Here is a 24,788-nt window from a genome sequence, read left to right as displayed (position 1 = left end):
TAACAATTCCTTTTTTAAACCAACTTCTAAATTCCTATTTTGCGGCTTCAATTAAAAAGGAAAGAAGTGAAGGTCTGTATAGCCGAAAAACCAAGTGTAGCACGCGAAATTGCCTCCGTATTGGGTGCGAATACCAAACGCGATGGGTATTACGAGGGTAATGGTTATGCAGTAACTTACACTTTTGGGCATTTATGCACCTTAAAAGAACCCAACGATTATAAGCCCTATTGGAAAAGCTGGGATTTAAACAACCTGCCCATGCTTCCTGAAAAATTTGAAACCAAAGTGGTGGCAAATTCGGGCATCCAAAAGCAATTTAAAATAGTAAAAAGTCTATTTGATAAAGCCGAAGTAGTTATAAACTGCGGGGATGCTGGGCAAGAAGGAGAGCTCATTCAACGTTGGGTAATGAACGAGGCAAAATACAAAGGCGAAGTAAAACGCTTATGGATTTCTTCCTTAACCACCGAAGCCATTAAAGAAGGTTTTGAAAATTTAAAACCATCTGCCAACTACGATAATTTATACTACGCAGGCTTTTCCAGAGCCATTGGTGATTGGTTATTGGGTATGAATGCTACCCGTTTGTACACCGTAAAACATGGTGGTTACAAACAAGTATTGTCTATTGGGCGTGTACAAACGCCAACCTTGGCGATGGTGGTCAATCGTTTTAAGGAAATAGAAAACTTTAAACCGCAGCCGTATTGGGAATTGCAAACCATGTACCGCGAAACGCTTTTTAGTTATGAAGAAGGGCGTTTTTTAAACAAGGAAGACGGCGAACTGTTGGCCAATAAAGTAAAGGAAAGCGATTTTGAAATAGTATCTATTGAAAAGAAAAAAGGCAACGAGTATGCCCCAAAACTTTTCGATTTAACAGGCTTGCAGGTGTATTGCAATACCAAGTTTGGGTTTTCAGCAGAAGATACCTTGAAAATTGCCCAAACCCTATACGAGCAAAAAGTAATTACCTACCCCAGAGTAGATACCACCTTTTTACCGAACGATATTTATCCAAAAGTAACGGGCATTTTACAAAAACTGACTAATTATGCTACTTTAACCCAACCGCTTTTAGGAAAAAAGATAAAAAAATCGCCCAAGGTTTTTAACGATAAAAAAGTAACCGATCACCATGCCATTATTCCAACGGGCATGCAAAGTAATTTGCCCTACAGCCAACAACAGGTGTACGATATTATTGTAAAGCGTTTTATTGCGGTGTTTTATGATGATTGTGATGTATCCAACACTACCGTTATTGGAAAAGCAGCCGACGTATCATTAAAGACCACAGGAAAAGAAATATTGAAAAAAGGCTGGCGTGTGGTGTTTGAAGACCCAAACGCTAAAGAAAAAGAACCCGATTTATTGCCAACCTTTGTAAAGGGCGAAAAGGGACCACATGAGCCTTCGTTTTTGGAAAAGGAAACCAAACCACCCAATCAGTTTACAGAGGCTTCTTTGCTTCGGGCTATGGAAACCGCAGGTAAAGAAGTAGACGATGAAGAATTGCGCGATTTGATGAAGGAAAACGGTATTGGACGTCCTTCTACAAGGGCGAACATTATTGAAACCCTTTTTAAGCGTAAATACATTGTTAGAAATAAAAAACAAGTGTTGCCAACCCAAACGGGCATTCAGTTGATAGATACTATTCAGAACGATTTGTTGAAATCAGCAGAACTAACGGGCTCATGGGAAAAGCAATTAAAGGATATTGAGAAAGGCGCGTTTACCGCTAGTGCCTTTATAAACAACATGAAACGCATGGTAGATGCTTTGGTGTACGAAGTGTGTAGTGAAACCACACGTGCTAACATATCGCATGCGGCCACGGTTCAAAAAAGGCAAGCCAAAGCAGAGAAAAAGAAAGCAGCAGGTATTTTGGCCGAAGAGTGTCCTAAATGCAAAAAGGCCACCATTATAAAAGGGAAATCGGCTTACGGTTGTGGTAATTACAAAGCAGGCTGCGATTTTGTGTTGCCGTTTACCTATGCAGATAAAAAAATATCGGAGAAGCAATACATTAGGTTGCTTAAAAAAGGTTCTACGGTGAATTTAAAGGACTTTAAAATAAGTACGGGTACTGTGGAGGGGTTGTTGCGTTTTGATGAAAATTTCAAGCTTAAGTTTGAGCCAAAGCGAAAAGCGGAAAAGCCCAAGGAAATTCCTGATGAATTGATCTGTCCCAAGTGTGAGAAAGGTACCGTAATAAAAGGAAAGACGGCTTATGGGTGCAGTAACTATAAATCAGGATGCGACTTTAAAGTAACTTTTGATACCGTAAGAGAAAAAATAAACGGACAGAAACCAACCAAGGAATTGGTTTTTAGTATTTTGAAAGCAGCTAAATAATGTAAGACCTCACAGGTTTTAAAAACCTGTGAGGTCTTGTTTAAGCCTAAAAAGGAATTTCTACTATTGTATAAATATACACTATGCACAGACACTTCATCATCTACAAGCCATATGGCGTTTTAAGTCAGTTTGGAAGTAATGATAGCAAGCAGCAATCTAAAAAGTTTTTGGGTTTGTTACACGATTTTCCTGAAGGGATCATGCCTATTGGTAGGTTGGATGAAAAATCGGAAGGTTTGTTATTGCTTACTACCGATGGTAAAATGAGTGATTTTGTGAACAGCCAAAAAGTTGAAAAGGAATATTATGCTTTGGTAAATGGCGCTATAACAAGTGAGGCTATGGCTCAATTATCAAAAGGGGTAGAGATTGGTTTTGATGGCAGAAAATACCAAACCAAACCATGTAAAGTCTTTAAGCTGGATGCCGCACCGAACTTGCCAGAGCGGTCCAAAAAAATACGGGATGCTAGACATGGACCAACATCATGGATTTCGATAACCTTAAGCGAAGGAAAGTTTCGGCAGGTGCGTAAAATGACCTCGGCAGTGGGGTTTCCTACCTTGCGTTTAGTGCGTGTTCGGGTGGAAAATATCCATTTGAACACGATGCAGGTTGGTGATGTGGTTGAGTTTGTAGATTTTAGGTTGGTTTAAAAAAGTATCAAGCCTACGTTTACTAGAATTTGTAAAAGGGTCGCGATGAAAAGAGTACTTAATGGATTTGAATAATGTGATGCTGAAACGAGTTCAGCATGACGGTATGTGTTAGGTTTAAGCTTTTAGCTTTTAGCTGCGAAATGGGTGCGTTAGGGGTTGAAACGGCATACTTTTGTTTTTCTTTGTTAATGGAAATTACTTTTAATAGACACTACTTACTTGAATAGTGGATTCCTGCCTTCGCAGGAATGACAAAAAAACAAAAGATATAGTTGAAAACCCGACCCAGTTCCTGAACTTGTTTCAGGATATGGGGAGCGCCCAAATAGTTTAAACTTCCAGTTTTTTTAATTCTTTGTAGTTTTGGTTGAGCCTTTTTAGTAAAATACCGTAAATAAGCCAATAAAACAAGAGTAAAATACCTATGGCTGCTGCTAAAACCAATACGGTTGCGATGATAAAAACCGCGTAGAATTTAAGTATTTCACCATCGGCGGCGGCCAGTTGCGCTTTGTTTATGACCAATTGGTCTCTGTCCAATTCCAAAAACAATACCACTACAGTTGAAGCTACCAGATAGACTAAATTAAATGCGACATAATACTTAACCGTTTTTCTGGTTTTTAAGATATTTTCCATTAAAACTTTTGTGCTATCGGTAGCTGAAATGGTTTTATAGTTTTTAAAGAACAGGTAGAAAAAGTACGCTAAAACAATATAGCCTATTACCATAAGGGGGATGAAAATGGCTTCGGCGTTGTACTGTTCGAAGCGTTTCATGCTTTCGGAATCTTTTAAGGATAGAGAAAGGGCCGTCCAGAAAATAAATTCCAATACGCTTATAATGAATATCCATTTTACGATAGAGGATGATTTCTTTAAAATCATCTTGTAGATTTCGTTGTATGTAAGCTTGGGATACTTATTGGCATCCTTATTCCAGTCTTTTTTAAGTAACTCTAATTCGTCCATAGCCTTAGGGGTTTAGTATGGTTTTAAGTTTTGTTTTAATTCTGTTCATTTTCACTCGGGCATTCACTTCACTAATTCCCATGGTTTCGCTAATTTCTCTATAATCTTTATCTTCTAAGTATAAAAATATAAGCGCTTTTTCAATGTCGTTTAATTGGTGTACGGCTTTGTATAATATTTTGAGTTGTTGTTCCTCGGTGTCGTCATAAGCATCTGCGGTCATTTTAAACGCAACGCCTTCAAAATCTTGTGTATTTATGGTACGTTTCGATTTTCTATAAAGCGTAATGGCGGTGTTTAACCCTACACGATACATCCAGGTGCTAAATTTAGCATCGCCACGAAACTTTGGATATGCTTTCCAAAGCTGAATGGTTATTTCCTGAAATAAATCGTTATGCGCATCATAATTGTTGGTATACAAACGGCATACCTTATGTATGATATTTTGATGCGCTTCTAGCAATTCAACAAAACTATGTTCTAATTCTTTATTCAAGTTGATGGTTTGGTTACTATGTAAGTAGCTTTAGGTTTTAAAATGTTACACCAATATAAAATTAAATTTAAAAATAGTTTTTAAACCTGATGCATGGTATCTTTGCAAAAAAAATAAAATTTATTTCTTTTTCAATGAATATTCCCCAAGTAAGCGTTCCTAGAGTTGTAATAATTGGCGGTGGTTTTGCCGGTATTAATTTAGCAAAAACATTAGGTAATAAGCCAGTACAAGTTGTGTTGATTGACAAGCGAAACTACCATACATTCCAACCTTTATTGTATCAAGTGTCGTCGGCAGGTTTGGAGCCGGATTCTATTGCATATCCGCTTCGAAAAATTATAAAGCGTTATAACAATATGTATTTTCGAATGACGAAAGTGCGAAATATTGATGCTGATGCCAATGAAATCCATACAGATATTGGGGTGATTGGTTACGATTATTTGGTGATTGCCACAGGAACCAAAACAAATTACTTCGGTAATAAGGCCATTGAAACCTTTAGCATGCCCATGAAAAAAGTACCTCAGGCTTTAAATATACGAAGCTTGATTTTGCAAAACTTTGAAGAAGCCGCTATAACAAGTGATAGAGCCACCCGAAAGGCTTTATTGAATTTTGTAATTGTAGGAGGCGGACCAACTGGGGTAGAGCTTGCAGGAGCGATTGCAGAACTTAAAAACTATATTTTACCTCGGGATTATAAAGATTTGATTGCAGCGGATATGCAAATTTATTTATTGGAAGGTAGTTCTAGAGTGTTGCCAACTATGAGTGAAGAAGCTTCAAAAAAAGCGGCACGATTTTTAACTAAGTTAGGGGTTCTTGTACATTGCAATACTTTTGTAAAAGACTTCGATGGTAAAAAAGTAACGACTAATTTAAGTCTGGAATTAGAGTCTGATACCCTAATTTGGGCAGCAGGTGTTACGGGAGATTTGGTAAAAGGATTGAAAGCTGAAGCCTTAATGGAGCGCGCCAATCGATACAAAGTAAACGCCTATAATCAGGTGGAAGGATACAGCAATATTTTTGCTCTTGGAGACATTGCTTTAATGGCTTCAGAAGAGTATCCGAATGGGCATCCGCAGGTGGCACAACCAGCCATTCAGCAAGGGCAACTTTTGGGTAAAAATATCATCAAATTAATAGAAGGAAAACCGCTTAAAAAATTCAAATATATAGACAAAGGATCGATGGCAACTGTGGGTAGAAACAAGGCGGTTGTAGATTTGAAACACTATAAATTTGGTGGCTTTTTTGCGTGGTTTGTTTGGATGTTTGTACACCTTATGGCCTTGGTAGGTTTTCGTAATAGAGTGGTGGTTTTCTTTAATTGGTGCTATAATTATATCAATTTTGATAAGGCAGCACGACTTATTATACGTCCGTTTAATAAATTAAAGTAATAGTTTACTATAATTATTTTAAGTAATTGATTTTTAAATTTTTGAACATATAGTATAGATTTTGTCTATTATAGCTTTTTAAGCCTTAAAACGATAAAAAAAGGGTGTGTTTCGTTCGACAATGGTCTTAAGATACTGGCAAGTAGAAAAAGCGTGTAAAGTTTATTTAAGGTTAATAAACTGCTCGAAAATTATAAAAAAAATAATGGCTAAAAAATAAAAATGCTACCTTATTTTTAAAACGCTTCTTTGGTTTAAAAGCATAAAAATGAACATCGTTCAAATGGCAAGAATCTATTCAATTTTGAAAGGAAAAAATCGCTCAAATTATCTTTCAAATACGATGAGAATTACTTGCCAAAAAAATGATGAAATAGTTGTTTGAAAAGCGGTCTTTTTTATTCCTTTTTTCTTCTTTAAAAAGATAAAAAACACATGGTCTTATTCGTTAAAAAATCATCCTAAAATCATTAAAAATAACATCAAATTTGGGTTGCCATATTTGATTTGTCTGAAGTTGGCTTCAGTTTTATTTAACAAAGTTATATGACAAAAGTCATAGTTAATGCCATCGATATTCAGTAATTTTAGTATAATAAATTCTAAGTGTCATGTTATCTGGTAAAAAAAATCCGGAACTAGAAATTGGCAGAAACAGTAGTTTGTATTTTGCCATGGGTTTAAATCTGATGTTGTTTTTTTCTTGGCAAGCTTTAGAGTATAAAACTTATGAGAAAAACGAGGTTGATATTGGTGTTATAACTATGGAAGCGCAACCAGAGGAAGAAATACCCATTGTGAATTACAATCCGCCACCACCTGCTGCTGTTCCCGTAGCAATAAGTGAAAATATTCAAATAGTTGACGATATAAAAGAGGTCGAAGAAACTGTTATGATAAGCAGTGAAACAGACCAAAGTGAAGCTATTTCAAACTACAAAGGAGAAGTAGGTGGTGTAGGGGTAAGTGATGTTAAGGTAGCTGTAATTGAAGAAGATGTTGATGTGCCTTTTGCCGTTATTGAAGATGTGCCTGTGTTTCCAGGTTGCGAAGGCCTATCGAAAAGTAAAACGAAGGAATGTTTTCAAAAAAAAATACAAGAGCATGTAATTAAGAATTTTAATTACCCGGAAACAGCAATGGAGCTTGGTATTCAAGGGCGTGTATCGGTAGTATTTATTATAGATTCCAAAGGGAATACTAGTGGAATACGTTCTAGAGGCCCAGACAAGATTTTAGAAAAAGAGGCTGAGCGAATTATTGGCCTATTGCCAAAAATGCAACCAGGCAAACAACGCGGAAGACCCGTTAGAGTAGCTTATGCTGTGCCTATTTATTTTAAATATGAACAATAGTGGTTTTGTTTAACAACCATATTTAAAAAATCAAAAGATGTTATGTCTTTTGATTTTTTTTATGCCTAAAATTATAGTACATGACAAAAATAAAAATACATTGAGTTGTGTTAGTCTGAGCGCAGTTGAAGATATTGGAAATATCGTTTTTAATAGCATTTCGACTGAGCTCAATGTGACACGCTTCATTTTTGTCTGTACTAAAGCCTAATATAGAAGGTATTTTTAAAAATTACATTCCATCCATAAAAAATAACAGTTGGGTAAGTCGTGTTTTAAAAACCAGTTAAGATGTTTGATATTTGTATCATAATTAATAAAAAAACCATCATGAAGAATCTAATAAAAATAACCTGCCTATCGCTTTTCAGTGTTATAGCTTTAAATGCGCAGGAATCTAACCAAAACGATATAACAGTTGTTATTTCAAACATTAAAAGTAATAATGGAAAAGTATTTGCGGCACTTTACAATTCAGAATCCACTTTTTTAGGTAAGGGAATAAAGGGTAATATTGAAAATATTGAAAACAACAGTTGCACCGTAACTTTTAAAAATATTCCTAACGGTACTTATGCTGTATCTATGTTTCATGATGAAAATGATAATAATAAAATGGATACTAATTTTATGGGCATTCCTAAAGAAGATTATGGATGTTCCAACAATGCTAAAGGTTTTATGGGGCCTCCAAAATGGGAAGATGCCAAATTTGAAATAAAAAACGAATCAATCATTCAGCATATAAAACTTTAAAACTAAAACTCGTATAGAGGTGATGCCATTATTGTTGACGGAGTGTGTATAAAAGATTTTAAAGCGTGGTTGGAGTAAACACACAGAAACCAAGTGGCTACTTTTTAAGTAATTTTATAGTTTCAACGTTATCTTTACTAACAATTTGAAGTATATAGAGTCCATTTTGCAATGTGCTTAAATTTATAGTTTCAACGTCATTTTTTATACCATCTTTTAAGTAAATCAGCTTGCCATTAGTATCCGAAATTTTAATTTTAAAAGTATCTATTAGATTGTTAGGTTTAATATGTAAACTATTTTCAATAGGGTTTGGATAAACGGAAAAAAGGTTTTTTGAAAAATCGTTTTCAAATCCCAAAGACTCAGTGACTTCAATATTAATCTGAAAAGGTTGACTATTCCCTTGTCCATCATTAACAACAAGATTTATACTAAGAGAGCCTAAAAAACCCAAATCTGGCGTGATTGTATTATTTACAACAGTATAATTTTCTCCATCTAAAACGGTAAGTACAAAATCATCAGGGAAAGCATTGTCAGGATCTTCTATTGTTAAATCTGTAACCGAAATAAGTTTAGGGGTATCTTGAGGTGTTGTTAAATTCTCAATAGTTCCAGTAACTATTGGTGCGTTATCATCAATAAATAAAGCGCCTTTTTTTATGGCTCCAGTTGCTTTTATTTCTAAATCTGCTATGACTAAAAACATCCGCTTATCTATATTTATTATACCTCTACCTCCCATTAGTTTAACATCATTTTCAATAGAAAAATTATTGTCTTTATTACCGTTAAAATCAATTTTTGCCAAAGAAAAAGGTGTAGATGCAGCATCATAATAATTAAATATAAACGAATCTTCCATGTAGCTAATTCCTATTCCATATCTGCTTGCTTCAGCGAAGTTGGAGTTAAGGTTGTCTAAAAATTCCGTATCAAGACTGCCGTTAATACCTAATTTATAAATTTGAAGGTTACTGCTCAAATTATTGAAGCCTCCACTGTTAACAGTAGGATCATCTGCAAGAGCTTTAGGATCATAAGCCCTGACAATAATTTCATCATTTTGTAATACATAGACGCCTCTTATACGGGTATCGGGATTAGGGCCATCACCAATGTCAAATGACTCATCTACATTACCGTCTGGGAGGACTCTTACCAAACCGTTTGCAGGAATGTTATTAACTTCGGTGAAAATATTTCCACTAATTATTTTTCCAGAAGATTGTAAGTCCAGTCCGACGGCCGTACTACTGCCTCCGGCTGTTTTTTGATATGCGAAATTTGTGTCTTGACTGCCATCAGAGTTCAATAAATAAACGCCATTGGGACCAGCTGTTACTATTTTTTCATTTTCATAAAGCTGAAATTTACTAGCAAAATAAGTATCGTTATAAACACTGTTAGGCTTGATTAATTCAGTTGGTGTATTAAAACCATTTACAAGGTTCCCTGTGTTGTCTAATTTTAACAGCTTATTTCCTTGCGCAACAAAAATCTGGTCATTATCTTTAATCTTTACATCTCCAGTTCTGTATGGTACAATATCACGAGTTACGGTAAAATTTGAATCAACTACTCCAGTAATATCTATCTTTCCTATTTGGTAAGTATTGTGGTCATTAAGTGCATAGAAATCCCCCGTGAGAACAATACTCCCATTAAAGTAAGTTGCATTTTCAAAAAAACCAATACTTGAAATTGGTGGAGAAAATTCACTTATCAAAACACCTTCAGAAGAATATTTTGTAAATCCCAAATTATAAAGTATTGAACCAGTTAAAATACTATTGTCTGCCATTAATGCCATTTCATCACTATTAGTATCAACCATATTAAATGAATTGTCAAGTGAACCATCATTATTTAACCTTATTAATTTACGTGTCGCAAATTCACTATTTAAATATGCCACTAATAATATTTTATCATTTTGAAATAAAGCAGTACCTAATCCATTTCCAACGGATGCTGCTAGAGCATAGCTAGAATCCATGGCACCATTTACTTCTAGCCTGGTTTTACCTTTGTTAATGATGATTTTTCCATCATTTTGAACCATTAGACTAGAAATAGAACTTGTTGTATAATTAGTTTCAAATGTATTATCAGAATTACCGTCAGTATCAAATCTTGCGATAAAATTTTTGGTAAAACCGTTTACTTCAGTAAAGCTTCCTCCAACTAAAATATTATCTCCTTGAATGGCAACAGCATTTGCATTACCACCAGCAAAGACATTATCTTGTTTAAAAACAGCATCTAGATTGAGATTTGAATTATATTTTTTAAAACCAAAAGCTTCAGAAACAGCATAAATGTTATCATCTTTAATAACAATACTTATAAAAGGTTCAATTTTTATAGATTTGATGATTATACCAGATGAACTTATTTTATAAATAGAATCATTATTTACACCTATTATTTCTCCGGTAGATAGAAAGTCGATGTCATTTAATATGCTTTCACAATTAGAGTTAAAACTTGGGTCTAAATTACCATCAGAGTTTAATCTAATTAGATTGGGTTGCTTAATGCCATCATAAAAATCAATTTTTCCCGATAGTAGAATTCTGTTTTCAGCATCAACTTTTATAGTATTAAGAAAAACAGTGGTAATTGGGGTTGGCATTTCAAAACTTTTAACTAATCGTTGTGCGTTGCTTTTAAAAGTTGTGAATAATAGAATAAGGAGAGTAATGTAAAGTAGCTTGGTTTTCATATAGTAGAATAAAAGGTCAGTATAAAATAATTAAATATAATAGGTAAAATCTAAGCAATGTTAATCAGTTTTTCTTACAAAAACGATTAAACAATTGTTTTTTCGTTAACCTGCTTTTTTAATGATACTTAAATATTTGCTCAATGTGCAGGTTCTTTGTAAAACAATGAGTTTTGCAATTAGAGCTAAGTGTTTTTGTAAATAAAGCCAAACATTTTTAACGACGATGAGGTCATTGTTGCCCGCGATCGCGTGAAAGATTACAAAGTGTGGTTAAAGTAGGGTTTCCATTGAGTAAAGTTTCTCAATAGATTTACTTTCTTAAAATCTTTTCCATTTTACGCCCTTTTGCCAATTCATCAACCAATTTATCCAAATATCTTACTTGTTTGGTTAATGTGTTTTCAATGTCTTCTATACGGTAACCGCAAATAACGCCTTTAATTAAATGGGCGTTGGGGTTTAAATTTGCTTGTTCAAAAAAGGTTTTAAACGTTGCTTTTTCATTTATAAGTGTCTGTACTTGTTTTTTGTTAAAACCTGTTAACCATTCAATAACTTGTTGTAATTCGTCCTCTGTTCTGCCCTTCTTTTCAACTTTAGTCACGTAATGTGGATAGACAGAAGCAAATGTCATGGTCGCCATACGGTTGTTGTGTTCTGGTGTTGGTTTCATGTTTAAAAAAATTAAGCTTTTATTAGGGGTTGAGGTAGGTTCTTTTAATGTTTATTTATACGGAAGTAAACAAACAAGCAACTAACATTGATTTAGCTAAAACTAGCAATTTTTTATATATGTTGTACGCTGTGATTTATTTTAAGGCTATCTTTTACATGAATTTTCTTCTCGAAAAATGTTTTATAGCTAATAATACTATCTATAGTTTGTCCGTTTTCGTCCTTTTCAAATGGTCCGTAGGAGTATTGCTCATAAAAACCGCGAATTGTTTTATCGCCGGTTGTATCAAAATATTTTCCAATTACTACAAGCTGGTTAAAGTTCGCTCCTTCAAACCATTTTTGGTTTATTGTATTAATTGTTAGGTCGTAGAAAGTATCTAATTTAACTTGTTTTGTGTTTGAAAAATCATAATTATAGTTTTTGTCTTCTGTTGCTATACATGCTCTTACATGATAATTTGGATAGTGTCTTAAAACTCTTGTTCCTATTTCAATATAACCCCTTATAGGTTCGTTTAATTTAATAGTGTCTCGATTAAAATAGACAATGTCGTAATTAGTATTTCTAAAATATGTTGTGTCATTAATAAATTCTTTTTGTTTATATATTGAATCTTGATATCTCAAAGCAAGAGTATCACCTTTTTCACTTAGATGCCAAACACGATTAGCCCTTGACTTTCCATTTATCGTAAACCATTCTCTAATTTCACGTAAGTTTGAGTTTCGGTCATATAATTTCCAAATTCCGATTTTTTGGTTTTCTTTAAATTGCTTGCCTTTTTTAAACAGAATGCCGTTGTCATAAAAGTAATAAACACTATCAAAGTCTGTCAGGTTTACAGTTTTCTTGAAGATTAGGTTAGGTTTGTTTGGGTAATATTCAACAGTTTCGTTGCTTTCAAATTCAGATGATTTTTCTTTACAAGCTATAATTATAATTACAAAAACAAATATTGTTAGTAGGTTTTTCATCATTGCGTACAACTAGATGATATGAAATCATTTTAATTTTTATAACTAAAGTCAAACGAATTTAGTTGAAATTTTCTACAAAGTCAATAGTGAATTTCAAATAATAAAAAAATCCTGATAAACTTATCAGGATTCTAAATATATAATTTTAAATTTAGTTTATTTCTTCCGCAACTCAAACAAATCTTTACGTCTGTCACGCAAGTTTCTAACGCTACCAAACTGGTTTAATTCGCGAAGCATATCAATATCTACATCGGCAATTAAAATCATTTCGGTATTGGTAGTGGCTTCCGCTTTAATACCGTTTGCAGGAAACGCAAAATCGCAAGGGGTAAACACCATAGATTGCGCAAATTGTATATCCATATTATGTACTTTGGGCAAGTTGCCAACGCTGCCCGCAATGGCTACGTAACATTCGTTTTCAATGGCACGTGCTTGGGCGCAATGACGTACTCTGGAATAGCCGTTTTGGGTATCGGTTAAAAACGGTACAAATAGGATGTCCATGCCTTCATCGGCAAGTATTCTGCTCAATTCAGGAAACTCAGAATCGTAACAAATTAAAATACCAATTTTTCCGCAATCGGTATCAAAGGTTTTTAATTCGTTACCACCTTGCATGCCCCAAATTTTGGCTTCATCGGGTGTGATATGTAGTTTTTCGTAGCGCTCGGTATTCCCATCACGCTTGCATAAATACCCCACATTGTATAACAAATCGCCTCTTAACTCAGGCATACTGCCCGTAATAATGTTGATGTTGTATGAAATGGCAAATTCCGAAAACTTTTGAACAATAGTTGGCGTGTGTGCTGCCAATTCCCGTATAGCCTGACTTTCGGGCATGTGGTTGTGGTCTGCCATTAAAGGTGCATTAAAAAATTCTGGAAACAAGGCAAAATCTGAACGGTATGCCGACACCGAATCTATAAAAAACTCCGCTTGCTGCATCAGTTCTTCCATGTCTTTATACAAACGCATTTGCCATTGTATCAAACCAAGGCGCACCACTTTTTTCTTGGTAATGGCTTTGTTGGTTTTCTTTTCGTAGTAGATGTTGTCCCATTCTAAAAGTACCGCAAATTCTCCCGAAGCCGTATCGCCTTCCAAATAGCCTTTTAATATTTTAGATGGGTGGAAATCGTTCGATATTTGAAAGTTCAAAACCGGGTCGTGAATTTCCTTTCTTCTAACCTTATCAATATATTCTTTAGGGCTCATTTGCTCAGCGTACTTATGGTAATTAGGTATTCTACCACCAAATGCAATGCCTCTAAGGTTTAATTTTTCCGTCAATTCTTTTCGGTAATCGTATAAACGTCTACCAAGGCGTAAACCTCGGTATTCCTTTTTTATAAACACATCAATACCATACAGCACATCGCCTCTATCGGTATGTGTGCTGAATGTGAAATTCCCCGTAATATCTTCATAGGTGTGGTGGTCGTCAAATTGGTTGTAATCTAAAATAATAGATAGGGCGCAACCTGCCAATTGCCCATTAACTTTAATAACTACTTGCCCTTCCGGGAATTTTTCAATCAAAGATTTTATATGGTATTTCCTCCAGTAAGACCCCGGCATACTCTCATAGGCCTCAATCATCACCTCTTTAAGTTGTTGGTAGTCTTGTAAAGTTAAATACTGTAATTCTATGTTTTCAATATTACGTATCATGTATAAATTAAATGCTTTTAATATAAATAATTATTTGGGCGTTACCGCAAGGGTCGGGCTTTCCACTACAAGTCCTCGTTCGTGCCTCACTGTGGGCTTTCCGCTTCAATCCCTAACGCAAAACCAAGTAAATTTAATAAAATTACAAGGACAAAAACAGGTTTACTGTTTTTTCATAAACTGGCGCATGGCCACCCATTGTTTTAGCATATCTCTGGCATCTTGCGCCGGATATCCTAAAACGGTTTTTCCAGCTTCCACATCGCCTACAACACCAGAACCAGCCCCCACGGTAGCACCAGAATGAATGGTGGTATGGTCTTTAATAGAAGCACTGCCACCAATAATAACACCATCGCCCAAAGTTACCGAACCTGCAAGTCCGCTATGTCCGGCCATAATGCATGAGCGCCCCATAATACTGTTATGCGCTATTTGTACCAGGTTGTCAATTTTACAACCATCGCCTATAATAGTCGAACTAAATTTGGCCCTATCTACACAGGAATTTGCACCAATCTCAACATAATGCCCAATGATAACGTTACCAATTTGCGGTATTTTAACAAGTCCTCGTCCATCATCACTTGGTCTGTAACCAAAACCATCTGCACCAATACTTACATTGGTATGGAAAATACAGTTACTACCAATAATACAACGCTCACGAATAACCGTACCAGACCATACTACCGTATTGTTGCCAATAGTGGTTTCATCAAACACACATACATTAGGATATAAAACAACAGCGTCTCCTAATTCAACATCTTTACCAACATAGCAATTGGCACCAATTTTACAACCATTTCCAATTTTTGCGGTTTCATGTATTACAGCAGTAGGGTGGATGTCGGTGTCAAAAACCGGTGGCGGCGGATTGAAAAGTTCCAATATTTTAGCCATGGCTAAGTCGGCATTTTTCACTTTTATTAACGCCCTATTTTCACCAGGTTCTAATTTTAAATTATCGTTTATTACGGCAGCACAGGCTTTTGATTCGGCCCAATATTTAGTGTATTTTACACTTCCTATAAAGGAAATATGGTTGCTTTTAGCATTTTGTAATTGTTCAGGGCCTTCAATAGTTTGCGTAGTGTTTCCTATTAACTCGCCATTTAAAATGCTATTAATTTCCTCAATGGAGTACGATTTCTTCAAAATATAAGTTGGGTTTTATTTGTTAGTAAGAAGTATTTGTAAATTTAATGAAAAAATTGAGACTTTAAATTATTATTCCTCAATTCTGTTTTCATCAAAAGCCGATGGTAATAATTTAGGGATAAATTTTACTACCAAAGGCAATAATAAAGCGCCTCCAGGTAACAGGAAAATAGCAAGACTTGGTATGGATTTAAAAATATCCAACAACTGTTCTTGTACTTTTTTCTGTTCAATAGGTGTTAAATCGCGTTGGGTAGACTTGGTTAGCAACACCATAAGCTCTTTACTGTCCTTTAACTCTTGGTATAGGCGTTTGCTATTTCTGGTAATCAGTTTTTTTACCATTTTACTGGAGTTGTTGTAAAAACTCTGCGCCATGTTGCTGGAACTCAATAAAGCAATTTCGTCTCTATGTACGTTGTAAAAGGTGTTTACCGTTTTCATGGATTGCTTTATATGTATAGCGTCTACCTGTAAATTGTTGCTTAACTGATTTAAAAATTGTTGTTCTTGCTTATCAATGTTTTTGTCGCTCCAAGTTGCCATACATGCCAAGTCTAGAATATAATATTTTTCTAGCGGGGTTTTTATGTTTTTAATGGCATCGTGGTAGTTGATGGGGGTGTTGTTATGATAGCGCAACGACGATTCAAACAGTTTTATTAAACTCTCGTCGTATTTGTTTTTTGAAGCTTTTGAGTTTAAAGCACCTAGAGAAATAGCTTCAATAGAAGATTCTAGGTTTTTCACGTATTCAATAGAGATGGTTTCTTTTTTTAAGTATTCATTATATGCCAAAACATCTACATATAGTAGAGCGTTAATAATAAAATAATTAAAGTTCTTGGTGATGAAGTTGTCATCAATTTGAATACGCTTGTGTATTATTTTTTCTAATTGTTCGTTAGATTTTTTTTCACCAAGTAACCCTAAGAAAAATGAGGTTTTAAGTTCATTTATCTCAGTATAGAAATTAATAACACTATCAACAAAAGGTGTTTCAACCTCGGCATTTTTGTGCGTGTACAGCAATGCTAAACACAAATTCGTTTTTGAAAGCTCCTCATCTGTAAAGTCTTTATTGGCAAAAATATTGCAAACAACATCAAAATTACTTCCATATATAAAGCCACAATCTCTTAAAGCATTGTAAAAGGTTTCGCTTTCAACATTTAAAAACGAATTGTTTTTTGCAATTTCTTTAAGCAGTTTTTTTATCCAGCCGTTAGCTGATGGGTTCATAGCACTTTTGTTTATGCATACAAAAGTAATGCTTTACCTGAATTAATAGCAAATATTTTCATTAACAAAATTTTAACAAAACCGCTCTTTAAGTTTTTCCGTAGGTATGTGTGAGAGTAAAATAAATAACTAATAATTAAATCTCAAAACGTATGAAAAATTTAAAGAAAATTTTAGGAATTGGAGTTTTAGCGGTAGCTAGTTACTTCGTAATTGCGGCAGACCACATCGATGCACCAGCGGTGCAAGGTGGTACCAGTGATATTACAGATTTTTATGCCTTCCAAGGTGAAAGCACAAGTAATTTGGTATTTGTTGCTAACGTGCAGGGACTATTAAGTCCTGAAAACACTATAACTGCAGCTTTTGACGAGAGCGTTATGGTTGAGTTTAATATCGATAACACTGGCGACAATGTTGAAGACTTAGTAATTCAGGCCATTGCCAAAAACGGAAGGATGTATGTGATTGGACCAAAAAAACCTGGATCAACTGGCGTAATGAGCGTTTTAAATGCTAATGGAGCCAAAGACGCTGTATCTGTAGATATTACACCTTATGGAATGGATGCTATTACTGCAACCAAAGGTGGTATAAGTGTTTTTGCCGGTCCACGCGACGATCCTTTCTTTATGGATTTTGCACAGTACAGTGCTATTATAGGGGGTAATGCAAGCAGCTTTAATAATCCAGGTAGCGACACTTTTGCAGGATCAAATGTACTATCTATTGTTGTTGAAGTACCAAAATCAATGATTGGTGGTTCGGGAACAATAAATACATGGGTAGAATCTAAAAGAAAGCAATAAAATAAATTAAGAATTTAATAATGATAATTATGAAAAATATAAAAACAATTTTAGGAGTAGTATTAAGTTCTCTTATGCTAGTTAACTGTGATACAGATGGCTCAGGGAAAAGCCAATTGGGCATTCCAGATTTAGCAGGAACCTATATGCAAGAAGATCAAATGGGTAGACCAGCAGTAAACACGGTATTTGTATCGGCTGCAAGTAAAGATATGTTTAATGTTACCAAACCCAGTGCTCAAAGTGCAGCGTTTCAAAGCATGTTCCAAAGCAATTTATTGGCTTTAAGTCCAGCATATGCTAATGGGGGTAAAAATGCTTTAGGTCAAGATGCAGCAGCATTTACAGGGCTTTTAGCTACCGATGTGTTAAATGTGTCGTTAGATACCAAAACCACATTTTTTGATGGTACTAATATATTAACAGGTAGAGCCTTGGCTGATGATGTAATTACTGTAGAGTTATTGTTGATTTTTGGTGGTGAAGATTTTTCTGAAAACCCAGGATTGTCTAACGATAATGTTGATGCTAACGATAAACCTTTTCTTGCCTCATTTCCATATCTAGCTTCTCCTTGGTAGAAGCATAACTTTTAATTCTGGAGCAAGTAAAACATCGTCTCTCCTTGTTCCAGAATTTATTTTAACAAAAACCTAAAACCTAAACACAATGAAATTACAATTTATAATGATGTTTTGTGTACTTGCATCCGTGTTAAGTTGTACAAATTCAACATCTTCAAAAAAAATAACAGATACCAATGCATATAATGTTTATTTGGAATCTTCAAATGCTACAGCATTGCAAAATGCCCAAAGCGAATTGGTGTTTTGGCAACAAAAGTTAGAAAAGCAACCCAACCAATTTCCATATTTGGCAAAAATGGCGGGAGCTTACGGTCATTTATTCGCAATAACAGGTAATATAGAATACCTTAAGAATGCTGAAAATGCTTATTTAGAATTGAATAGCATTACAAATTATAGCAACAGTTCTTATTTAAAAGGATTGGCTTCCAATTATATATCACAACACAAATTTAGAAAAGCCTTGAAATTATTAACCAAAGCGGAATCTCACGGCGATAAGTTAGAAGGCACTCAAAAAATGATGTTCGATGTGCATTTAGAGTTGGGCAATTATCAATTAGCAAAAAACTATTTAGATAAGTTTAGCGATGATAGCGATTTCGATTATTTAATACGTGTAGCCAAATGGAGCGATCACCGAGGTAATTTAGATGCGGCTATCAAATATTTGGAAAAAGCCAGAGATAAAGCAGAGTTAGCAAACACACCGCAATTAAAGCAATGGATTTATACTAATTTAGGCGATTTTTATGGGCATCACGGAAATATTGAAGCCTCATATAATCACTTTTTAAAAGCCTTGGAGTTGTTTCCTAATGATGCTTACGCCAAAAAAGGTATTGCTTGGATTGTGTATTCTTACGAGAAAAACCCAGATGAAGCCCTTCGCATTTTAAATACGGTTACCAAAACATACCATGCACCCGATTATCATTTATTGAAAGCTGAAATTGCAGAATATAAAGGAGATGCCATCATGTATAACAAAGAATTGGCATTATATAAAGCAGCTGTTAAAAACGAATCTTATGGCGATATGTACAATACCTATAACGCACAGTTGTATGCAGATGCCTCTGAAAATTTAGATGAAGCTTTGACTTTAGCTAAAATAGAAATAGCCAATAGGCCAACCCCACAGTCTTACGATTTGTTGGCGTGGGTATATTTCAAACAAGGACAAATCAAGGAAGCTTTAAATATTATGGAGCAATATGTGTCTGGTAAAACCGAAGAACCACATACCTTATTTCATTTAGCCCAAGTTTATAAAGCGAATGGTAAATTAAAAGAAGCCAAAAATTTGAAAAAAGAATTATTGGAAAGTACTTTTGAGCTCGGTCCGTTAATGGAAGTTGAAATCAACAAAATTTAAAAAGACATGAAATTTAACCTACTTTTTTTCTTATTAGTATTTGTAACTGTTTCATCAGCGCAACAAATAAAAGGTGTTATAGTTAATGAAGCTAATCAACCTTTAGAGGCGGCTTATATTTACAATCTAAAATCAAAAAGTCATGCGCATTCATCAGAAAACGGGGTGTTTGTTTTGGAAAATAATGCGGTTGGAGACTCAATAAGAATTGGGCTTTTAGGGTTTCATAATAAAACGATTGCTTTGAATACTTCAGATTTTCAAACTAAACTAACCGTTTCATTAAAAGAAAAATCATTTCAATTAGATGAATTGGTTATTACTGAAACATTAAATCCTGTTAGCACTATTACTAGATTGGATATCAACACCAATCCTGTGAATTCCTCTCAAGAAATTCTACGTAAAGTTCCTGGTCTAATTATAGGTCAACATGCAGGTGGCGGTAAAGCTGAACAAATATTTTTACGTGGTTTTGATATAGATCATGGTACCGATATTTCGCTTTCGGTTGATGGGATGCCCATAAATATGGTATCGCATGCACATGGGCAGGGATACAGTGATTTACATTTTGTAATACCAGAAACGGTTAATAAAATAGACTTTGGTATAGGGTCGTACTATGCCAACCACGGTGATTTTGCAACTGCAGGGTATGTTGATTTTTCCACTAAAGATTATTTAAAAGAAAGCTCGGTAGCCTTATCTGTTGGTCAATTTAACAGCCTGCGTACCCTTGGCTTGTTTAATTTATTAGAGAATACAAAAAATCAAAATGCCTATTTAGCTACAGAGTATATTGCCAATGATGGTCCTTATGAGTCGCCACAAAATTTTAACAGACTGAATTTGTTTGGGAAATATGTAAGCTTTTCACCCAATAACGATAAACTTTCATTAACCTTATCGCATTTTACAAGTAGGTGGGATGCTTCTGGTCAAATCCCGCAACGGGAAGTGGATAATGGAAACACAACCCGTTTTGGTGCTATTGATGATACCGAGGGCGGTAATACGGAGCGTACCAATTTTAATGTAGAATTCAACAAGTATATTTCTGATAATTCCATCTTAAAAAACAATGCGTTTTATTCGCATTATGGCTTCGAACTATATTCAAATTTTACATTTTTTTTAGAAGATGCTGTGAATGGCGACCAAATTAAACAAAAGGAAAACCGAAGCATATTAGGTTTTAATACGGCTATAACCAACGAATCGCGATTGGGTACTACCGAGGTTACCACCACATGGGGCATTAGCCTTAGGCATGATATTGTAAATGATATTGAGTTATCGCACACCTTAAACCGCAGTACGACTTTAGAACAAATTCAGTTGGGCGATTTAAACCAAACCAACCTGAGTGCGTTTACCAATGTGCAGTTCAATTTTGGTAAATTTAAAATAGCTCCAGCATTACGTTTGGATTATTTTAAGTTTTTATATAATGATAAGTTGCAAACAAACTACACATCGCAAGCAGAAACAAAAACTATTTTAAGCCCGAAACTTAACTTTTATTATGATGCAGCCTCCAATTTACAACTGTATTTAAAATCGGGCATGGGCTTTCATTCCAACGATACCCGAGTGGTGGTGAGCCAACAAGGAAAAGAAGTATTACCACGCTCTTATGGTTTAGATTTAGGAACTGTTTGGAAACCGGTGCCTAAACTTATTGTGAATTCGGCATTGTGGTATTTGTTTTTAGAACAAGAGTTTGTATACGTAGGCGATGCAGGCATTGTAGAACCTAGCGGTAAAACAGCCCGTTATGGAGCCGATTTAGGATTGCGTTACCAATTAACCAATTGGTTGTTCTTTGATACCGATGCTACTTATACACATGCCCGTAGTACTGAAGATCCAAACGGACAAAATTACATTCCGTTGGCACCCGATTTTACCATGGCAGGAGGTATTTCAGTTAATAACTTAAATGGTTTTTCTGGAGGTATCCGATACAGATATGTAGATGATAGACCAGCAAACGAAGATAATAGTATTGTGGCTACTGGTTATTTTGTAACCGATTTTAATGCCAATTACAAGTTTAACAACATCACTTTAGGTGTGGTTATTGAAAACCTATTTGATACCGAATGGAATGAAACCCAATTCGCCACCGAATCGAGGCTTCAGAATGAAGCACAATCTGTTGAAGAAATTCACTTTACACCAGGAACACCATTTTTTATAAAAGGAAGCATTACCTACACGTTTTAAAATATAAAAAGAGGGATACTTTTAATTGAGGGATTCATTAAAAAGGAAATATAAGTTACTAACAGATGAAAAAGGAAAATTATTTTTAAAAAACCAGATTTGAAGGTTTGGTTTTTTGGTTTTTTTGTTAGGGAAGCGACCCGATTATAGCAATATAGTTGGGCGCTTTTTTATTTGATGTTTATCGTACCGTTTCTATACAAATCCAAAGCCTTGTTCAGTAATAGTTCTACGGTATATATCGGGATATCTACATTTGGGTTTACCCTAAATATTTTCATGCGATTCCGATTCCCTGTTTCTAATTTTGGATGTTCCAGGTGCTGCCCTTCAACAAATAATATATAAGGCTCATTTGATTTTTTGTCAATCCATAAATAACAGAACATTTTCTTCTTATAGCAAAAACAAGGCATTCCGTATTTAATAGTTTCACTTATTAGCTCATCTTGCTTTAAGATAATACTACGTAAAGTAAGCAAACAGCTTTTGTTAGGTTCGTCTTTATTGAAATAAAAAGTGTCTAAATCTGTTGCCATTTGCTCTATACTAGATTGTTAAAATAAACTCATAGAAGTCTTATTGTTTTTTGCTTGAAAAATTTATTTAATTTGAAACCATTACTTTATTATAGTATTTTTTCCGTAACCAAAATGAAACCCTCACTAGTAATATAAGCGCTGGTACCTCTACTAAAGGTCCTATAACCCCAGTAAAAGCTTGCCCAGAATTCAAGCCAAAAACAGCTATGGCAACGGCTATAGCCAATTCAAAATTATTACCAGCTGCAGTAAATGCTACAGCTGTTGTTTTATCGTAGGTTGCTCCTGAAGCTTTGGTCATAAAAAAGCCGATAATAAACATGATGGTGAAATATAGTAGCAAAGGTATGGCAATGATTAAAACATCGAATGGAATTTTTACAATTAACTCGCCTTTTAATGAAAACATCACAATAATGGTAAGCAACAGTGCAATTAATGTAATTGGCGAAATATTTGGGATAAATTTAGTATTGTACCATGTTTCTCCATATAGTTTAGCCAAAATCAATCTGCTTAAAATTCCCATTAAAAAGGGGATTCCCAAGTAAATAGCAACACTTTCGGCAATGGTGGCAATGGAAATATCTACAATAGCACCTTCAAAACCGAAATAGGGAGGCAGTACGGTAATAAATATCCAAGCGTAAAAACTATAGGCAAATACCTGAAAAATACTATTTAAAGCCACTAAACCGGCACCGTATTCGCTACTACCCTCGGCAAGGTCGTTCCAAACCAATACCATGGCAATACAACGTGCCAATCCAATCAAAATAAGTCCAACCATATATTCAGGGTAATCCCTTAAAAAGGTAATTGCCAAAATAAACATTAAAACAGGTCCTATGATCCAATTGAGTATCAAGGATATCGATAATACTTTTGTGTTGCTAAACACTTTTGGCAATAAGGCAAAATTTACTTTTGCTAGTGGTGGATACATCATCAAAATCAATCCTATTGCAATGGGTATGTTTGTGGTCCCACTGCTTAAACCGTTTATTACATTGGGGAACGAGGGAATAAAATACCCCAAACCAACGCCTATGGCCATGGCTATAAATATCCAAAGTGTTAAATAGCTATCTATAAAACTTAGTTTTTTTTGAGTAGCCATGTGTTAAGAGTTTATTTGAGAAAACACATAACCCAGTTCGGTAGCAATTTGTAAACTGCGTTCACTGTATTTTTCGGCCTGTTCTGGGGTGTTGTCAAAGGCTTTTGGGTCTTCAAACGTAATAGATACACGTCTTTCGGCACCAGCAATAAACGGACAGCCACCATCGGCTTGAGAGCAGGTCATAACCGCTGCAAAAGCACTTTCAGGATTAAAGGCATCGTCATAAGTTTTAGAAAAACCAATAATAGGATGTTCGTTTTCGGCATATTTAATGCTGTAAACAGGGTTGTTGCCTTCTGATAGCGTTTTAATTTGAAACCCTTGATTGCTTAAGGTTTTTGCTACCATTGGAAATAGCGCTGTTGCCTCAGTACCACCCGAATAACAAAACACATTTTTAATGTTGAAATGTTTCGCCATAACCTGTGCCCATACCTGCGATAAGTGGCTGCGGCGTGAGTTGTGGGTACAAATAAAGTTAATACGAATGTCTTCTTGGGTGTTTACTTTACTTTTAATAAAATCAATTAAGGGCTGAAGCGTTTTTTTTCGTTCTGTGGTAACACTTTCTAGCGGCAAACCAGCAATGGTAGTTTGTATTGGGTTTAATAATGCCATTTTCAGATATTTTAGGTTGTTTTATTAGCAACAATTGCCATCAGGAGCGCAACAAGGCTCATCGTTTAAATCGGATAATCTTAGTTTTGGTTTTTCTACAGGAATACCACATTGGTCTTTTGCCAAACAATCGGTTTGTTTTGTTGCTAGTATAAATTTGCTACCGTCAAACTCCAAACCAAATTTTTCAATGGTGGTGCCTTGGTATTCTACTTCAATATCCAAATCTTCAATACCTAATACTTTTTCTGAAAGGTTTATAATACTCAATAACTTTTCGGGGTGTAAACGGTGGTTGTAGTCGTTGGCATTCCAAAGCTGAAAGTTTACAACGGTTTCGTTTCTTACTGTACCGCCACAATCTATAAAGTGTTTGGTTATTTTACCCACTTCGGTAACGTGAAAATGACTGGGTACTAAACTGCCATCTGGTAGTTTAAACGCGATGCTGCTTAATTGGCTTAGGTGATTTTTAATTTCTGAAAGTTTCATAGTTTTATTGTAATATTACGATTAATATATCTAAATTTTTTTAGCAACAACTACTGTCGTTAGACGGTTTTTGACTTAAAAACGCGTTGAAAAGTTGTGCTATAGGTGCCCATTTATCTTGGTTAATGCAATAGCAAATACTGGTACCTTCAATGGTGCCTTGTATAAGACCTACTTGCTTTAGTTCTTTTAAATGCTGGGAAATGGTGGGTTGTGCCAAACCAATTTCATCTACCAAATCGCCACAAATACAGGTGTTTGTTTTAAACAAATGCTGTAAAATAGCCACACGTGCAGGGTGACCCATGGCTTTGGCTATTAAAGCAATTTCGTTTTGTTGATCTGTAAATATTTCAGTTTTGGTAAGTCCCATTTCAAGTCAATACTATTATATTGCAATATTACGATTAATAACTTAGCTACCAAAACTATTTTTTGTTTTTTATTTCAGTCTAAAAAACCACCGTCTTTGACGGTGGTCATGTTTTAAAGGCTTCGCCATTTTTTAGGT

The 24,788-nt window shown here is 35.0% G+C and carries 22 protein-coding genes; 9 read left to right on the top strand and 13 right to left on the bottom strand.

Annotation, left to right across the window (positions count from 1 at the left end; translation table 11 throughout):
• The first annotated feature begins 66 nt into the window (after positions 1-66).
• On the top strand, positions 67-2,364 hold the full coding sequence (locus tag ACGK9U_RS13160; RefSeq protein ID WP_394466847.1) for a DNA topoisomerase 3: 2,298 nt from the start codon (positions 67-69) through the stop codon (positions 2,362-2,364).
• Between the two features lie 83 nt (positions 2,365-2,447).
• A complete protein-coding gene (locus ACGK9U_RS13155) occupies positions 2,448-3,023 on the top strand; it encodes a pseudouridine synthase (RefSeq protein ID WP_394466846.1) in 576 nt (191 codons plus the stop codon).
• 333 nt (positions 3,024-3,356) lie between these two features.
• On the opposite strand, the gene ACGK9U_RS13150 is transcribed toward ACGK9U_RS13155, so the two are convergent.
• Entirely contained in the window at positions 3,357-3,998 is a 642-nt protein-coding gene (locus tag ACGK9U_RS13150) for a hypothetical protein (RefSeq protein WP_394466845.1), read from the bottom strand.
• A 4-nt stretch (positions 3,999-4,002) separates the two neighbouring features.
• Complete coding sequence (locus tag ACGK9U_RS13145; RefSeq protein WP_394466844.1) at positions 4,003-4,497, bottom strand: RNA polymerase sigma factor; 495 nt, start codon at positions 4,495-4,497, stop codon at positions 4,003-4,005.
• 134 nt (positions 4,498-4,631) lie between these two features.
• On the opposite strand from ACGK9U_RS13145, the gene ACGK9U_RS13140 reads away from it, so the two are divergent.
• From ACGK9U_RS13140 to ACGK9U_RS13130, 3 genes are all read left to right on the top strand, one after another.
• A complete protein-coding gene (locus ACGK9U_RS13140) occupies positions 4,632-5,909 on the top strand; it encodes an NAD(P)/FAD-dependent oxidoreductase (protein ID WP_394466843.1) in 1,278 nt (425 codons plus the stop codon).
• 611 nt (positions 5,910-6,520) lie between these two features.
• Positions 6,521-7,264: an energy transducer TonB gene (locus ACGK9U_RS13135; protein ID WP_394466842.1), complete on the top strand. Its 744-nt coding sequence runs from the start codon at positions 6,521-6,523 to the stop codon at positions 7,262-7,264.
• A 330-nt stretch (positions 7,265-7,594) separates the two neighbouring features.
• Entirely contained in the window at positions 7,595-8,020 is a 426-nt protein-coding gene (locus tag ACGK9U_RS13130) for a DUF2141 domain-containing protein (protein WP_394466841.1), read from the top strand.
• 97 nt (positions 8,021-8,117) lie between these two features.
• Here ACGK9U_RS13130 and ACGK9U_RS13125 read toward each other — a convergent pair whose 3' ends face one another.
• From ACGK9U_RS13125 to ACGK9U_RS13100, 6 genes are all read right to left on the bottom strand, one after another.
• Entirely contained in the window at positions 8,118-10,661 is a 2,544-nt protein-coding gene (locus ACGK9U_RS13125; protein WP_394466840.1) for a T9SS type A sorting domain-containing protein, read from the bottom strand.
• A gap of 403 nt (positions 10,662-11,064) precedes the next feature.
• Positions 11,065-11,427 carry a DUF2200 domain-containing protein gene (locus ACGK9U_RS13120; RefSeq protein WP_394466839.1) on the bottom strand — a complete coding sequence of 121 codons (363 nt, stop codon included), beginning with the start codon at positions 11,425-11,427 and terminating at the stop codon, positions 11,065-11,067.
• A 113-nt stretch (positions 11,428-11,540) separates the two neighbouring features.
• A complete protein-coding gene (locus tag ACGK9U_RS13115) occupies positions 11,541-12,410 on the bottom strand; it encodes a hypothetical protein (protein WP_394466838.1) in 870 nt (289 codons plus the stop codon).
• 156 nt (positions 12,411-12,566) lie between these two features.
• Positions 12,567-14,090, bottom strand: a complete 1,524-nt coding sequence (locus tag ACGK9U_RS13110; protein ID WP_394466837.1) for a GNAT family N-acetyltransferase — start codon at positions 14,088-14,090, stop codon at positions 12,567-12,569.
• A 162-nt stretch (positions 14,091-14,252) separates the two neighbouring features.
• A complete protein-coding gene (gene lpxD, locus ACGK9U_RS13105; protein ID WP_394466836.1) occupies positions 14,253-15,251 on the bottom strand; it encodes a UDP-3-O-(3-hydroxymyristoyl)glucosamine N-acyltransferase in 999 nt (332 codons plus the stop codon).
• Positions 15,252-15,323: 72 nt separating this feature from the next.
• Positions 15,324-16,496, bottom strand: a complete 1,173-nt coding sequence (locus tag ACGK9U_RS13100) for an LETM1-related biofilm-associated protein (protein ID WP_394466835.1) — start codon at positions 16,494-16,496, stop codon at positions 15,324-15,326.
• Between the two features lie 152 nt (positions 16,497-16,648).
• Between ACGK9U_RS13100 and ACGK9U_RS13095 the strand changes: the two genes are divergently transcribed.
• From ACGK9U_RS13095 to ACGK9U_RS13080, 4 genes are all read left to right on the top strand, one after another.
• Positions 16,649-17,305 carry a DUF4331 family protein gene (locus ACGK9U_RS13095; protein ID WP_394466834.1) on the top strand — a complete coding sequence of 219 codons (657 nt, stop codon included), beginning with the start codon at positions 16,649-16,651 and terminating at the stop codon, positions 17,303-17,305.
• A 29-nt stretch (positions 17,306-17,334) separates the two neighbouring features.
• On the top strand, positions 17,335-17,886 hold the full coding sequence (locus ACGK9U_RS13090; protein WP_394466833.1) for a DUF4331 family protein: 552 nt from the start codon (positions 17,335-17,337) through the stop codon (positions 17,884-17,886).
• 88 nt (positions 17,887-17,974) lie between these two features.
• Positions 17,975-19,270, top strand: a complete 1,296-nt coding sequence (locus ACGK9U_RS13085; protein WP_394466832.1) for a tetratricopeptide repeat protein — start codon at positions 17,975-17,977, stop codon at positions 19,268-19,270.
• Positions 19,271-19,276: 6 nt separating this feature from the next.
• Entirely contained in the window at positions 19,277-21,502 is a 2,226-nt protein-coding gene (locus ACGK9U_RS13080) for a TonB-dependent receptor (RefSeq protein WP_394466831.1), read from the top strand.
• Positions 21,503-21,672: 170 nt separating this feature from the next.
• Here the strand turns inward: ACGK9U_RS13080 and ACGK9U_RS13075 are convergent, their stop codons facing one another.
• The 5 genes from ACGK9U_RS13075 to ACGK9U_RS13055 form a co-directional block, all read right to left on the bottom strand.
• The gene (locus tag ACGK9U_RS13075) at positions 21,673-22,041 is read right to left on the bottom strand and encodes a DUF1801 domain-containing protein (RefSeq protein WP_394466830.1); all 369 of its coding nucleotides are present in this window, start codon (positions 22,039-22,041) and stop codon (positions 21,673-21,675) included.
• 67 nt (positions 22,042-22,108) lie between these two features.
• The gene (gene arsB / locus ACGK9U_RS13070; protein ID WP_394466829.1) at positions 22,109-23,164 is read right to left on the bottom strand and encodes an ACR3 family arsenite efflux transporter; all 1,056 of its coding nucleotides are present in this window, start codon (positions 23,162-23,164) and stop codon (positions 22,109-22,111) included.
• 3 nt (positions 23,165-23,167) lie between these two features.
• Positions 23,168-23,785 (bottom strand): low molecular weight phosphatase family protein, encoded by a 618-nt coding sequence (locus tag ACGK9U_RS13065; RefSeq protein WP_394466828.1) that lies wholly within the window; start codon positions 23,783-23,785, stop codon positions 23,168-23,170.
• 24 nt (positions 23,786-23,809) lie between these two features.
• Positions 23,810-24,277 carry a DUF6428 family protein gene (locus ACGK9U_RS13060; RefSeq protein ID WP_394466827.1) on the bottom strand — a complete coding sequence of 156 codons (468 nt, stop codon included), beginning with the start codon at positions 24,275-24,277 and terminating at the stop codon, positions 23,810-23,812.
• A gap of 40 nt (positions 24,278-24,317) precedes the next feature.
• Positions 24,318-24,650 (bottom strand): ArsR/SmtB family transcription factor, encoded by a 333-nt coding sequence (locus tag ACGK9U_RS13055; protein WP_394466826.1) that lies wholly within the window; start codon positions 24,648-24,650, stop codon positions 24,318-24,320.
• Positions 24,651-24,788: the final 138 nt, after the last annotated feature.

This window comes from Mariniflexile sp. HNIBRBA6329, assembly GCF_043558645.1.
Taxonomy (GTDB): domain Bacteria; phylum Bacteroidota; class Bacteroidia; order Flavobacteriales; family Flavobacteriaceae; genus Mariniflexile.
Note: the sequence above shows the minus strand (reverse complement) of the source record. Positions and strands in the feature narration are given on the sequence as shown.

Bases quoted from the DNA above. Each gene is read 5' to 3' on its own strand.
- ACGK9U_RS13155 (WP_394466846.1), top strand. From the start codon at position 2,448: ATGCACAGACACTTCATCATCTACAAGCCATATGGCGTTTTAAGTCAG.
- ACGK9U_RS13150 (WP_394466845.1), bottom strand. From the start codon at position 3,998: ATGGACGAATTAGAGTTACTTAAAAAAGACTGGAATAAGGATGCCAAT.
- ACGK9U_RS13140 (WP_394466843.1), top strand. From the start codon at position 4,632: ATGAATATTCCCCAAGTAAGCGTTCCTAGAGTTGTAATAATTGGCGGT.
- ACGK9U_RS13135 (WP_394466842.1), top strand. From the start codon at position 6,521: ATGTTATCTGGTAAAAAAAATCCGGAACTAGAAATTGGCAGAAACAGT.
- ACGK9U_RS13130 (WP_394466841.1), top strand. From the start codon at position 7,595: ATGAAGAATCTAATAAAAATAACCTGCCTATCGCTTTTCAGTGTTATA.
- ACGK9U_RS13125 (WP_394466840.1), bottom strand. From the start codon at position 10,661: ATGCCAACCCCAATTACCACTGTTTTTCTTAATACTATAAAAGTTGAT.
- ACGK9U_RS13120 (WP_394466839.1), bottom strand. From the start codon at position 11,427: ATGAAACCAACACCAGAACACAACAACCGTATGGCGACCATGACATTT.
- ACGK9U_RS13115 (WP_394466838.1), bottom strand. From the start codon at position 12,410: ATGATGAAAAACCTACTAACAATATTTGTTTTTGTAATTATAATTATA.
- ACGK9U_RS13110 (WP_394466837.1), bottom strand. From the start codon at position 14,090: ATGATACGTAATATTGAAAACATAGAATTACAGTATTTAACTTTACAA.
- ACGK9U_RS13100 (WP_394466835.1), bottom strand. From the start codon at position 16,496: ATGAACCCATCAGCTAACGGCTGGATAAAAAAACTGCTTAAAGAAATT.
- ACGK9U_RS13095 (WP_394466834.1), top strand. From the start codon at position 16,649: ATGAAAAATTTAAAGAAAATTTTAGGAATTGGAGTTTTAGCGGTAGCT.
- ACGK9U_RS13090 (WP_394466833.1), top strand. From the start codon at position 17,335: ATGAAAAATATAAAAACAATTTTAGGAGTAGTATTAAGTTCTCTTATG.
- ACGK9U_RS13085 (WP_394466832.1), top strand. From the start codon at position 17,975: ATGAAATTACAATTTATAATGATGTTTTGTGTACTTGCATCCGTGTTA.
- ACGK9U_RS13080 (WP_394466831.1), top strand. From the start codon at position 19,277: ATGAAATTTAACCTACTTTTTTTCTTATTAGTATTTGTAACTGTTTCA.
- ACGK9U_RS13075 (WP_394466830.1), bottom strand. From the start codon at position 22,041: ATGGCAACAGATTTAGACACTTTTTATTTCAATAAAGACGAACCTAAC.
- arsB (WP_394466829.1), bottom strand. From the start codon at position 23,164: ATGGCTACTCAAAAAAAACTAAGTTTTATAGATAGCTATTTAACACTT.
- ACGK9U_RS13065 (WP_394466828.1), bottom strand. From the start codon at position 23,785: ATGGCATTATTAAACCCAATACAAACTACCATTGCTGGTTTGCCGCTA.
- ACGK9U_RS13060 (WP_394466827.1), bottom strand. From the start codon at position 24,277: ATGAAACTTTCAGAAATTAAAAATCACCTAAGCCAATTAAGCAGCATC.
- ACGK9U_RS13055 (WP_394466826.1), bottom strand. From the start codon at position 24,650: ATGGGACTTACCAAAACTGAAATATTTACAGATCAACAAAACGAAATT.